Annotated in this window: 13 protein-coding genes and 1 pseudogene; 8 read left to right on the forward strand and 6 right to left on the reverse strand. The window is 59.2% G+C overall.

Going from position 1 to position 12,180, the window contains the following annotated elements; genetic code table 11:
* Positions 1 to 449: 449 nt before the first annotated feature.
* Positions 450 to 596, forward strand: a complete 147-nt coding sequence (locus EKD05_RS26915) for a hypothetical protein (RefSeq protein WP_240695918.1) — start codon at positions 450 to 452, stop codon at positions 594 to 596.
* A 51-nt stretch (positions 597 to 647) separates the two neighbouring features.
* Here the strand turns inward: EKD05_RS26915 and EKD05_RS27345 are convergent.
* The 3 genes and pseudogenes from EKD05_RS27345 to EKD05_RS24025 form a co-directional block, all read right to left on the reverse strand.
* A pseudogene (locus tag EKD05_RS27345) lies at positions 648 to 725 on the reverse strand (hypothetical protein); the annotation flags it as partial.
* A 7-nt stretch (positions 726 to 732) separates the two neighbouring features.
* Positions 733 to 1,854, reverse strand: coding sequence for a glycosyltransferase family 1 protein (locus EKD05_RS24020; RefSeq protein WP_129677926.1), 1,122 nt, complete (start codon positions 1,852 to 1,854; stop codon positions 733 to 735).
* 98 nt (positions 1,855 to 1,952) lie between these two features.
* On the reverse strand, positions 1,953 to 3,287 hold the full coding sequence (locus tag EKD05_RS24025) for a M20/M25/M40 family metallo-hydrolase (RefSeq protein WP_129677928.1): 1,335 nt from the start codon (positions 3,285 to 3,287) through the stop codon (positions 1,953 to 1,955).
* Between the two features lie 303 nt (positions 3,288 to 3,590).
* Here EKD05_RS24025 and EKD05_RS24030 point away from each other — a divergent pair, with 303 nt between their 5' ends.
* From EKD05_RS24030 to EKD05_RS24055, 6 genes are all read left to right on the forward strand, one after another.
* Positions 3,591 to 4,388, forward strand: a complete 798-nt coding sequence (locus EKD05_RS24030; protein ID WP_370374939.1) for a ParA family protein — start codon at positions 3,591 to 3,593, stop codon at positions 4,386 to 4,388.
* On the forward strand, positions 4,385 to 5,506 hold the full coding sequence (locus EKD05_RS24035; RefSeq protein WP_129677930.1) for a ParB/RepB/Spo0J family partition protein: 1,122 nt from the start codon (positions 4,385 to 4,387) through the stop codon (positions 5,504 to 5,506). The genes EKD05_RS24030 and EKD05_RS24035 overlap by 4 nt, the downstream gene beginning before the upstream one ends.
* Positions 5,507 to 5,595: 89 nt before the next feature.
* Positions 5,596 to 6,519: a PfkB family carbohydrate kinase gene (locus tag EKD05_RS24040; RefSeq protein ID WP_129677932.1), complete on the forward strand. Its 924-nt coding sequence runs from the start codon at positions 5,596 to 5,598 to the stop codon at positions 6,517 to 6,519.
* A 340-nt stretch (positions 6,520 to 6,859) separates the two neighbouring features.
* Complete coding sequence (locus tag EKD05_RS24045; RefSeq protein WP_129677934.1) at positions 6,860 to 7,498, forward strand: CDP-alcohol phosphatidyltransferase family protein; 639 nt, start codon at positions 6,860 to 6,862, stop codon at positions 7,496 to 7,498.
* An 18-nt stretch (positions 7,499 to 7,516) separates the two neighbouring features.
* Complete coding sequence (gene gatC / locus EKD05_RS24050; protein ID WP_129677936.1) at positions 7,517 to 7,807, forward strand: Asp-tRNA(Asn)/Glu-tRNA(Gln) amidotransferase subunit GatC; 291 nt, start codon at positions 7,517 to 7,519, stop codon at positions 7,805 to 7,807.
* A gap of 75 nt (positions 7,808 to 7,882) precedes the next feature.
* A complete protein-coding gene (locus tag EKD05_RS24055; protein WP_129677938.1) occupies positions 7,883 to 8,317 on the forward strand; it encodes a hypothetical protein in 435 nt (144 codons plus the stop codon).
* Positions 8,318 to 8,806: 489 nt separating this feature from the next.
* Here EKD05_RS24055 and EKD05_RS24060 read toward each other — a convergent pair whose 3' ends face one another.
* The gene (locus tag EKD05_RS24060; RefSeq protein WP_129677940.1) at positions 8,807 to 9,688 is read right to left on the reverse strand and encodes an SGNH/GDSL hydrolase family protein; all 882 of its coding nucleotides are present in this window, start codon (positions 9,686 to 9,688) and stop codon (positions 8,807 to 8,809) included.
* A 207-nt stretch (positions 9,689 to 9,895) separates the two neighbouring features.
* Between EKD05_RS24060 and asnS the strand changes: the two genes are divergently transcribed.
* Positions 9,896 to 11,218 (forward strand): asparagine--tRNA ligase, encoded by a 1,323-nt coding sequence (gene asnS / locus EKD05_RS24065; protein ID WP_129677942.1) that lies wholly within the window; start codon positions 9,896 to 9,898, stop codon positions 11,216 to 11,218.
* A 139-nt stretch (positions 11,219 to 11,357) separates the two neighbouring features.
* Here asnS and EKD05_RS24070 read toward each other — a convergent pair whose 3' ends face one another.
* Together EKD05_RS24070 and EKD05_RS24075 are read right to left on the reverse strand one after the other, a co-directional pair.
* Positions 11,358 to 11,690 carry a type II toxin-antitoxin system PemK/MazF family toxin gene (locus EKD05_RS24070; RefSeq protein ID WP_129677944.1) on the reverse strand — a complete coding sequence of 111 codons (333 nt, stop codon included), beginning with the start codon at positions 11,688 to 11,690 and terminating at the stop codon, positions 11,358 to 11,360.
* Positions 11,675 to 11,899 (reverse strand): hypothetical protein, encoded by a 225-nt coding sequence (locus EKD05_RS24075; RefSeq protein ID WP_129677946.1) that lies wholly within the window; start codon positions 11,897 to 11,899, stop codon positions 11,675 to 11,677. The genes EKD05_RS24070 and EKD05_RS24075 overlap by 16 nt, the downstream gene beginning before the upstream one ends.
* Between the last annotated feature and the right edge of the window lie 281 nt (positions 11,900 to 12,180).

Consider the following 12,180-nt stretch of genomic DNA (forward strand, 5'->3'; position numbering starts at 1 on the left):
TAGGTTTGGTACTTCATACCCCAAGTGTACCCAACCTGGCCCGGCGACCGCCATCCTTTTCAGACAGCTTCTAAGGATTCATGTGGCGCGAAGCCGCCACATCATCCTTGTTGAGCGAAGCCGAAGCGCCCAACGGAGTAGAATCATATGGGATTTCCGGTGGGGGTCTGGGTCAGGGGTGTGCGCCCGCGAAGCGCCAGCGCGTGCGTGCCGTGTGGCGAATACCCAGCACTTCGGTCAGGCAGGGGCCTGTGTCCGGCTCAGCCCGGTAGCGTCTAGCTGCCCAGCGCTCGACCAGCGGGTCGCCACGCCAGGATAGCCGCTCCCTCGGGCAACCCAAAGCTAGCGTCCATGCGCTGACGACCTCAGCGACGCTGCTCGCAGGACGCGACGAGCTCTGGTACCGGTGGCGCCCGCTGCCGGGGGAGCACCCGCTCCAGCCGCAGCGCATGACCGCAGGTGGGGCAGCGCAGATCCTCGTGCTGGTCGGGCTCGGGGCGCTCATCGTCTGTGGGCAGGAGCTCAACCTTCCGCTGCTGGAGAATCAATTGGGTGCGCAACCGCGTCAAGTGCTGACGCGCCCCGACCCGAAATAGCCCGTAATAGCGTACCTTGACGAAGCTTTTGGGCAGGATGTGCATGAGGAATCGCTCAATGAACACCTCCGCTGGCAGCGTGCTGATGCGGGTCTGGCGGGTCTCCCCATCCTGAGAGCGAAACGTCACCTCGCAGTTAGGCAGCCCAACGCTGGCGGCTCACGGTTGCATAGTGGTCAAGCAGTTCATCAAGGACATGCGGCCACGAGCGCTGTTCGGCAGCGGCCCGCCCGGCATGGCCCATCGCGAGGCGCTGTTCGGGATTGGCGATGAGGCTGCGCAACCGTACCCGCAGATCGCTGGCGACGCCAGGCGCAAAAAGGTAGCCCGTCTGATGATCACGCACCAGATCAAGGGTGCCGCCGCTTCGCGCGCCGACCACCGGCAACCCCGAGGCCATCGCTTCCTGGATCACCTGCCCAAATGTGTCGGTATCCGAGGGAAAGACAAACGCATCAGCCGAAGCATACGCGGTTGCCAGTTCCTGACCTTTGAGGTAGCCGGTAAAATGGATGGGCAGCCCGTCGGCACGTCGTTCGAGTTCTGAGCGGAACGGGCCGTCACCAACCACGACCAGACGCACTTTGTCAAGCCCGCGCAGCGCCTCGGGCAAGAGATCAACCCGTTTCTCGGCGGCCAGGCGCCCAACATAGAGCAACAGGCTCTCGTCGGGTTGACAGCCGACCGCTTCCCGCCAGGTCAGAGAGCTGTGACGAGGATGGAACTGCTCGGTATCGACGCCCCGCCCCCAGAGGCGCAAACGGCGAAAACCCGACTGGCGCAACGTCTTGATCGTATGCGTTGACGGGCAAAGCGTCACGCGGCAGCGATTATGGATCCAGCGTAGCCAGCGATTAACGCCAGCCTGGAAAAAACCGAGGCCATAGTGGCGACTGTAGGCCCCAAAATCAGTATGATACGAGCCGACCAGGGGAAGATTGAGGTTCTGGGCAACAAAAGGCACCATCACACCTGCGACCGCCGGGCCAACAAGATGGAGCAGATCGGGGCGGAAACGCCGTAAATGAGCGGAGAGTCCTGGTTGAGGGGGCGTCAGTTTGACTTCGGGGTACATTGGCAGGGGCATCCCATTCAGGGGGATAATCTGGGCACCGGCATAGGTTGAGGGGGCATCATGGGGCGCAAGCAGCAGCACCTCGTGACCGCGGTGTTGCAGATATTCAAGCAACCGACAGAGCGTGGTCGTCACGCCATTGACATCGGGCAGGAAGGTCTCGCACATTAAGCTAATCCGCATAGAAACCTCGCCACTAGCTCGCATCGTCACGCTGCCAAGTGTAGTGGGGTTGCGTTAGCTTCAGGTTATCGTTGTTTTAACAGGGGATGAAAGATATGTTATTCTTCGCCTGCAACGGCGAGAACCAATTCAATCAAGAGATGGCCGTGACGAACGAGATCGTCAAGCGCAACATGTTCGTCAGGGCCAAAGGGCAGATTGTCGGGGTAGGCAAGACCAACCGAGGCCACAGGGCAATGCAGGCGTTCGACAAATAACTGCAACGGCAACGTAAAAGCCCCCGCAGGCACAGTGGGCAACAAGGAGTCAAAGACCGTTGCGCCCGCCGCAGCGACCTGGCGAATAAAACGATTATCGTGAGGCGTATGGGCTGGTGCATAGCCACCCGGCAAGCGTGCGGTGGTGACATCAGCAAAGCCACCCTCATCAAGGCACGTGCGTAACAACTGGGCGACCACCTCGGGGCGTTGACGCGGTACCAGTTGAAAATCGAGCACGGCGGTTGCCACCGAGGGCAACAAAGCCAGGTTGTGCTCGGGTTGGCAATGCATGCTACTCAGGTTACAGGTTGGCAGGGTAATCTCGGCGCGTACCAACGCCACCCCACGCATGCCAAAGAGAAACTCATCGGCCCCCCACGCGGCCAGACGCCCCGCTTCATCAAGGCGCAACTGGCGCAACGCGGCATTCTCTTCCCGCGAAGGGCCTTCGACATCATCATAAAAGCCAGGAATGCGAATATCTTCGTCGGCACCTTTGATGCTTGCCAGCGCCCAGGTCAGCCGCCAGAGTGGATTAGACAAAGACGGTGCCGCGCCAGGCGGCAGCGGATGCGTCGGCCCCCTTGCACTCAGGCTCATCTGCAGAAACCCTTTGCTGCCGCTGTAGCAGAGCGGAATCCCTGCGGCATTGCGATCACCGATGCTGCCCAGGCAGGCATCGGCACCAATGAGGTCAGGGCACGCATCGAGGGCAGCGGCAAGCGTCGGTGAACCAAGCAAGCCGCCGCCATCGGCGACAATGACAAGGCCGCAGGGCAATTCACCATAGGTCGCGAGAAGCGCCTGGATAGCCTGCATGTGGGCCGCCAGCGGGCCTTTGCCTTCGGCAACCCCACGCCCATAGAGCGCCCCGTCACGCTCGGCAAGCTGGTGTGGATTGTGTGACCAGGCCCGCCAAGGGCCTGGTGGGGCCGCATCAAACCGATGGTAGAGCAGCAACGAGGCTGGATTGCGCCCCGCACGTCGCCCGATCACCACAGGTGGATGCCCATTGGCAACATGCACATGCATGCCAAGCCCGCGCATCATCGTCGCGATCAATTCAGCGTTGGCACGCAGATCATCCTCTTGCCCGATGCTCGATGGTTGCGCACAGAGCACACTCAAGGTGTGAATCAATTTATCCGTCAGCAGAAAGGGTAATGCTGACACAGTGGGGGCTCCTGCTCTTCTTTATCGTGGTGATCCTTTCCATTATAGCACGCCGACCCAGTCCTGGGCAGACTCTATCAGGGCACCCGCAAGGGGTGCCCCTACATCGGATCCGGCCCCCGGCCTGTAGGGGCACCCCTTGCGGGTGCCCTGGCGGGTGGATACACGGAAGATGCAATCGCCCTGTTCCAGCTATTCTGGCAAAACGGGCCACCTTCAGTGGCCCGCTTTGCCAGAATAGCTGAGAGTCTTTACAATACACGCAGCGACGACAACGTGATTGATTCGAGCAGGTGCAAACAGGTGGAAGAACCTTTAGAGTCCGGGCGCGTGCGCATTATTGCGATTGCCAACCAAAAGGGCGGGGTTGGCAAAACGACCACGGCAGTAAATCTTGCGGGTCATCTGGCCCAACGAGGGCAACGGGTATTGCTTGTTGATGCCGATCCGCAGGGCAATGCAACCACGAGTCTTGGCTTTGCCAAGCGCGAATTGAGCGCAACCACGTATGATCTATTGATGCAGCGCCCTGAGGCGCAACAGGCGATTATCTCGTCGGGACGTGATCATTTTGACTTGGTGCCTGCCGATGAGGATCTTGCGGGGGCTGCCGTTGAACTTGTTGCGGCTGAACGCCGCGAGCGCCGCTTGCAACAAGCCCTGGCTTTACTCGATACACACTATGATCATGTGTTGATCGATTGCCCTCCTTCCCTCGGGCTGCTGACCCTCAATGCGCTCTGTGCTGCCGATAGCGTGCTAATCCCCCTCCAATGCGAATACCTGGCGCTCGAAGGTCTGGCTCAATTGAAGTTGACCATTGACCGGGTGCGCGAAGGCTTGAATCCGCGTTTGCGCATTCTCGGGGTGGTGATGACGATGTACGATGGGCGCACCAATCTCGCGCAACAGGTGGTGAATGAGGTGCAACGCCACTTTCCCCGTCTGATCTTTCGTACCCTCATTCCGCGGAATGTGCGGATCTCGGAAGCCCCCAGCCATGGCAAATTGATCGCCGAGTATGACCCGCAGAGTCGCGGTGCGCTTTCATATGCGGCCTTTGCCGAAGAGGTGCTGCAACGCGAGGAGCGTAGCTCATGAGTCGACGACGTGGCCTCGGTAGCGGTCTTGATGCGCTGATGTCCAGTGGCCCGGCACCTGGTGCGTCCAATGCGATCCGCCAGATCCCCCTTGATGCGATCCGCTCTAATCGCAGCCAGCCTCGTTCGCACTTTGATGAGCAGGCTCTCGATGAACTGGCCGCGTCGATTCGCGCGCACGGGTTGATCCAGCCGGTCATTGTGACGGAAGATGACGAAGGTGGCTATGAACTGATCGCCGGCGAACGTCGCTGGCGCGCTGCTCGCCGCGCCGGGTTACGCGAAGTGCCCGCGCTCGTCAAGAGCACAACACCCCAAGAGTTGCTGGAACTCGCTATCGTTGAAAATGTGCAACGGGCTGACCTCAATGCGCTCGAAGAGGGTCAGGCGTATCAGACGCTCAAGGATGAGTTTGGCTTGACCGATGAGATGATCGCTCAGCGGGTCGGCAAAAGCCGGGTCACGGTCGTCAATACCCGACGCTTGATCAAGCTCGCCACGCCCGCCCGCCAGGCGCTGCTCGATGGCGCGATCAGTGCTGGTCACGGGCGCGCTTTGCTTCGCCTCGAAGAGCCCACCGAGCAGTCTGCCGTGCTCGAGTTGATCGTGCGCCGCGATCTGAGTGTGCGCGAGGCCGAACGCATGGCCGAGCTCGCCCTCCATCAACAGGTGCATCCAGCGACCCGCGAGGCCCTGTTGCACGGCACGATCAGTGCCGCCCACGCCCAGGCGTTGCTGCGCCTTGAAGATCCAGCGCTACAGAACGCCGCCCTCGAACAGGTGCTTGCCCTTGGCTTGAGTACCCGAGCGAGCGATCAATTCGCCGCGTTGTTGAGCGAGGGCGTAGCATTGGCGTCAGCTGTTGAACAGGTACGCGGCGCACCACCAGCGGCCTCCTTGGCGCCCCGCACACCGGCGACAACAACCGAGGATGAGCCACGCCCGCCTCGGCGCACGCCAGTTGACCCGAATGACGAAGAGGCCCGCCGCCTCTTTGAGAACTTGCTCGAAACCCCGGTACAACTAGTACGTACAGGCCGCCAAATTCGCTTGACAATCACTGTCTATGACGATGAGCAACTCCAACACATCTACGAACGCCTCAACGGCACGGAATAAGCATCAAGAAAACGCCTGCGGCCTCAAGCAACCTGGGTTTTTAGGGCGACAGCCCTCAACACAGCCTCGTACGAGGAGAACCATCCAGCATGAGCCTTATTGTCGCCTTTGGCAATCCTGTCTATGATGAAATCATTACCCCTTGCATCCGTACCGATGGCCGCGTGCTATCGGGATGCTCAACGAATGCCTGCCTCGCGCTGACCCGCCTCGGCCACCAGACAGCGCTGGTGGGCCGGGTTGGGGCTGACTATTACGCACGTTTTTGCGCCGATCTGCAGCACTATGGCATCACTGCCTATGCCACGCCAAGCGATCAGACTGGCGGCTTTCGCCTGATCTACGATGAGCGCGGGGATCGTACCCTTGATGTACTTGGCCTTGCGCCGCCGATTGCCGAGGTGCCAACCTGTTGCGCCGAGGCGGTAGCACTGATTGTCGGCCCGATCTTGCAAGAGACATCCGTCAGTCTGATTGAACAGCTTGCCGCCGTCACGACGGCCCCGATTTTGCTTGATCCCCAGGGGCTCTTGCGCGAGATCGGGGAAGATGACCGGATCGAGCATCGTGTGCCTGCTGATTTTGCGCGGGCGGCCCGCCATTGTACGGTGATTAAAGCCAATGAAGTCGAGACTTATGTCTTGACGGGCATCGACCCGCGGGCCAATGGCTCCGCAGCGGTGCGTGCCCTGCGCGAGTTGGGCTGCCAGATTGCAATTGTCACCCTCGCCGAGGCTGGTTCGTGGATCGACAATGGTGAGTGTCAGTGGCGCATTCCGGCCTATACCACCGAGGCCCGTGATCCGACTGGAGCAGGTGATACGTATCTGGCTGGGTTTTTGCATGCTTATTTGCAAGATCAGACCAATCTCTATCGGGCTGGATGCGTCGGGGCCGCCACCGCCTCGATCTGGATCGAACATACCGGCCCCGATGCGCCGATCGCGCTGGCTGAAGTTGAACGGCGCACAAGCCTCTTGCTATCCTGCGACCCTGACGCTATACTTGATTGAATATAGTCTGTTTGTAGCATCAGACCTCACCGGTCTTCATGGTCTTTCAAAATAAAATCGGGTCTGTCACGCATACCGGATTATCTAGTGGACAGCCGACTGAGTGGTGCGTCAACAAAGTTTTCTGGTAGCGCCGCCGACCACGAATACCGCGCCGCCCCTATTCGTTTCTTCGTTCTCAGTATTCGTGGTCGGCGGCACCCCCAAACAACTTTGTTCACACACTACTAAAGTCGGCACTCCCTTATTTATTTCTTGAAAACCAGCAAGATCTGTGAGGTCTGACGCAGGGTGATAAACGAAGATCAGTCCTCTATCGTTGAAGGCAGGAGCGACAACCATGATGCCTTTTCTTGCACGCTTTCGTGCGATCTATGAAACGATCTCGCTTCCCCTCGGGCAGATCTGCGTGCGACTAGGCATTACCCCCAATGCCCTGACCTATCTCAGCCTTGGGCTCAGTGTCGGGGCCGGGTATGTGCTCTCGCGGGGCTGGTTTGCTTGGGGCGTGGCGGTGATCTTGCTGGTGGGCCTGGCTGATGTGCTTGATGGCGCAACCGCCCGCGCGGGTGGAACGGCCAGTGCGTATGGCACTGTCCTTGATCATGTGACCGATCGTTATGCCGAGGCCTTTATCCTCGGGGGTATCATGCTTTCGGGGGTCGTCGCGCCGGGATGGGTGCTCTTTGCCCTCGTGGGGATGCTGATGGCAAGCTATGTTCGCGCACGCGCCGAGGCGACCCATAAACTCGTGTCGTGCAATGTGGGCTTTGCCGGGCGCCAGGAAAAACTTGGCTTGTTGATCCTGGGCCTGCTCTTGCATCCGCTCTTTCCCCAGTTCAATCTGTTACACTGGGCGATCATTGCGATTGGTGTGGTTTCCCATATCACCGCAGCCCAGCGCCTCCGCTATACACGCCAGATGCTGGTTGGGACAAATGACCACCGTGATCTTTCGCAAGGATCAGGGGTAGCCTGAAGAAAGGAAGACATTGCGATGCCATTGAGTGATGCCGAAGTAGCCCACGTCGCCCGCCTCGCCCGCCTTGGTCTCTCTGATGACGAACTTGCACTGATGCGGGATCAGCTTTCCCATATCCTGGAGTATATCGAACTCCTGCAAGAGGTTGATGTGACTGGGGTCGAGCCGACGGCCCAGGTGACCGGGTTGGTCAGTGTGATGCGTCCCGATGTGGTGAAAGGTGCGCTGAGCCGCGACGAGGTGCTGGCGAATGCGCCTGAGCAGCGTGACGGGATGTTCCGCGTCAAACCCGTCTTTGAAGAGTAACTGCCGCTGCAACAACCATGCCCAACCCACCGTCATAGCCTTAGCGACGTGATGTGCGTTGGAAAGGACGAGGCAATGTATAACGGCAAGAGCAGTGGTCAAGGCCCTGTGCGCGTGGGTGGCTGGTATATTAAACCAATGTATCTCTATATCGGTGCAGCAATTCTTGCTGTGGCGGCGATATTTTTGATTATGCGCTTTCTCAGCACGAGTCTGGCGATGCACTTCGGGGCGTTTGCCGGGATCTTGTTGCTCGTTGGCAATCTCCGTGAGTTGATCGGCCAGTCCTATGGCGATCGTGGCAGCACCGCTCTGCTCAATGTGCTCGTTGGCGGCGGCTTGATCTTTGCCTGGCTCTCCCAGTTCTTCGGTGTGTTGCTCTGGGTGCCAGCGCTGATCCTGGTCGGCATTGCGACCCCGCTCATCTTTGGGCGCTCGTCGGTCTACCGTGGCTACCTCACCGCCGCCCGGTCGGCGGTTGATACGGTGAAACGCACCGTTGTGCGTTAGACGTGAGCGTGGGGAAGTAGCAAGTAGGGATGCCGCATTGTCTTGCTGAGTACCACATGGCCGGCGGGCCAGTGATGCCGTGAGCAACCAGTTTGGTGCATCGGCCCGCCCATGTCACCCCGAACGAACGTGAGGGGGCTTCCATGCCGATCCGTGCAGATTCCTCATGGCGCCTGTGGCTCCGTGCGGCATGACCGTGGAGCCGTTGCGCTCCGCCCATGAGGTTGTGTTGCTTCGGAGCGCAGCGAAGGGTCTCATCCATCTGAACGCCTGCGACCCTTCGCTGCGTTCCCGAGAAACAAAAACCCGCCTGAGACCTCACAGGTCTTGATGGTCTTCCAGTACATAATCCGGTATGCGCCCGATGCCGTGGGGCTGAAGCCCTCGGCTAGGGGAAGCAAAGCCCACCTTCGTGCGCTCTATCGGATTCATTTCTGGAAGACCATGAAGACCTGTGAGGTCTGACGGGTGCGCCTATTGCTCACGGCGTCACTGGGCCACGAGCGGCAGGAAGGCTGTGAGGCGATAGCCGCTGGTCAGGAAGAAGTGGTCGGCGATGACGCGGTGGCCGGCTTCGCGGGGGTGAAAGTCGAAATCGTCAAGGTTGGGCGGAAATGGGGGATACGGGCGCATTACAAAGATCAGTTCCGCTTCACGCCCCTGGAAAGGGGTAAAGACATCAACGACGGCAATGCCGCGTGAGACGGCCTCTTCTTCAATGATGGCATTGAAACGGGGCAGTTCGATATCGGGATTCGCCGGTAACACTAGTTGATACCCAGGCTGATCATACAAGCCCGGATACGGATTGTAATAGTTCATGATCAGCAGATCACCGGTACGCTGGCCTTCGACGGTAAGCGCGGCGACGAGGTCATCGAGGATTTTGATTAGATTGGCGCGAAAGAGGGTCAGCGCTTGATCGACATTCGTGGTGCTGCCTGGTCGCACCACGGCGACGGCATCGTTGCCGCCGATGCTCAGCGTCACCGGGCTCACCACGCGCCCGGCAGCGCGTTCGGTGGTGATGAAGGTGACGGCGCGATCGAGTTGACTGGTCTCGGTCACGATCGCGGTCACGATAAAGGAGCTACTTGTTTCGCCACTGCCAACCCCGAGATTCGTGAAGGTTATGGCGGGGTTGATCTGGCGAAGAGACGCAAACAAAAGATCAGGATAGCCAGGCAGACCGTCGTCATTGGCGGCGGCCTCGGTGCCCGTGGCGAGCGAATCGCCCAGGGCGAGGTAGACATCGCCAGGGCCGACCTTGCCCGGTGGCAACTGATTGGCCGCCCGGGTTGGCAGCACAAAGAGCGGCATGAGGGCAATGAGCATCAGGATCAGCAACCCTCGACGTAGACTGCGTACCATGACACGGCCTTTCTGTTGAATGGGATTGATTGTTGTCTCTAGTATAGCGGAAATTTTGCGTATGACGACATAAAAAGCCAGCCATGCTGGCTTTTTATGTCGTCATACGCAAAATTTCCGGAGGGCGTCGCCCCTACATTTGCCAGCGCCCTTTTCTCGTGGCATACTGGCATGCAAAGATCGCTTGAGAGATCAGGAGTATGCGATATGTCGTTGCAGCCAACTACCACCGTTGCCAGGATTGCCGGGTATGTCGGAGAGACCGTCACGCTGGCGGGTTGGGTCTATCATAAGACCGGGAAGGGCAAGCTGGTCTTTCTGTTGCTGCGTGATGGGAGTGGGACGATCCAGTGTGTGATCTTTAAGAAGCAGGTGAGTGAAGCGACGTTTGCGCTGGCTCAGCAGCTTGGGCAAGAGGCGGCGTGTCGGGTGACGGGGAGTGTGCGTGCCGATGAGCGTGCGCCCGGCGGCTTTGAGCTTGATGTGCATGAGCTGGAATTGGTTGGCCCGAGTGTCGAGTATCCGATTAGCCCCAAAGAGCATGGCGTCGAGTTTCTAATGGAACACCGCCACCTCTGGGTGCGTTCGGCCCGCCAGCATGCGTTGCTACGCGTTCGCGCCGAGGTGATCGCCGCCGCGCAAGAGTGGCTCAATGAGCAGGGCTTTATTCGGTTTGACTCGCCGATTCTCACCGCGACCGCTGCCGAGGGTACGAGCAATCTCTTTGCGACTGACTATTTTGATCTTGGCAAGGCCTATCTCGCGCAGACCGGGCAGCTCTATGTCGAGGCGGGGATGATGGCGTTTGGCAAGGTCTACTGTTTTGGCCCAACCTTCCGTGCCGAGAAGAGCAAGACGCGCCGCCATTTGACCGAGTTCTGGATGATCGAGCCCGAGGTGGCGTTTGCTGACCACGAGGATAATCTGGTGTTGCAAGAGCAGTTTGTGAGTGCGATTGTGCAGCGGGTGCTCGAGCGGCGGGCGGCGGATCTTGATGTGCTCGAGCGCGATACGACGGTGCTGAAACGGTGTGTGCCGCCCTTCCCACGGATTAGCTACGATGACGCGCTGGCGTTGATCAACGCGCATCAAGGCGAGGTCGAAGGGGCCACGCCGGTGCCCTGGGGCGAGGATTTTGGGGCGCCTCACGAGCAGTTGATCGCCTCACAGTTTGATCGCCCGGTCTTTGTCGAGCGCTATCCGTCGGCGATCAAGGCTTTCTATATGGAACCTGATCCAGCGCGGCCCGAGGTGGCGCTTTGTGCTGACCTGCTGGCCCCGGAAGGCTATGGCGAGATTATTGGCGGTTCGCAACGCATTCATGATCCTGAACTGCTGGAACGGCGGATCAATGAGCATGGGTTGGATGTGGCTGATTATCGCTGGTACCTCGACCTGCGCCGCTATGGCACCGTGCCGCATAGTGGCTTTGGCATGGGCATTGAGCGCGCCGTCGCCTGGATCACCGGCACACGCCACATCCGCGAAACGATCCCGTTCCCGCGGATGCTGTACCGGATTTATCCGTAACGGCTGTTTTTTGACGCAAAGGCGCAGAGGGTTTGACGCAAAGGCGCAGGGGCGCAGAGGGTTTAACGCAGAGGCGCAGGGGCGCAGAGATTTTTTATATGATGATTCTTTGCGTCTTTGCGTCAAATCCTCCGCTGCCTTAGGAGGTGAGGATCTGCACGAGCTTGGCAAGCACGTCCTGCATCTTGGGGGCACTGATCGTCCCTGCACGAGAGAGGATGATGCTCTTCTCAGCGGTGAAGAGTCGATTGGGGCGCACATTGCTTGCTTGCCGCAAGCCACCGCTCGTAAAGTCGTTATCAGTCAGCGGTACCGCATAGCTATCGGCCACCGCTTGGCTGGTAATCTGGCACAGGATGACGTCGTTGCCGGTGAGGGTTGCCACCACCAAGGCTGGACGTTTCTTTGCCGCGCTCAAATCCGAAAATGGAAACGGCACGACCACCACATCGCCCTTTACAAATGCGCCCATGCAGCATCCTCTTCTGGCCGATCCCAATCACGTCGCAACACCGCTTCAGATGCCAGCATCGTCGCCCCTGCGTCGGTATCGGCATCGAGCAGCAGATCCGTCAGATCACGCTCCAATAAATACGAGACAAAATCATAGACGACGATCAACTTGTCGGGCGGGAGGTGCCGCAAGCGCTTGTCAATGTCGGCAATCGTCACCGATGGCATAGCAAGGTCTCCTGTGTCGATTCTCTACCGATGCAGCATTCCAGTGCATGATATCACATCCATAAAGCGTGGGCGACCAGCATAGATTCTGAGCGCCAGGGTGGATGCAAAGGCGCAGGGGCGCAGAGATTTTGACGCAAAGGCGCAAAGGCGCTGAGGTTTTAACGCAGAGGCGCAGAGGCGCAGAGATTTTGACGCAAAGGCGCGAGACCGATACACATTAGGGACTACGCAGTGGCATCAGGACGCGCCCCGTCACCAGGGCGCTTCGTTATTTCGGC

Source organism: Candidatus Chloroploca sp. Khr17 (assembly GCF_004138165.1).
GTDB lineage: Bacteria > Chloroflexota > Chloroflexia > Chloroflexales > Chloroflexaceae > Chloroploca.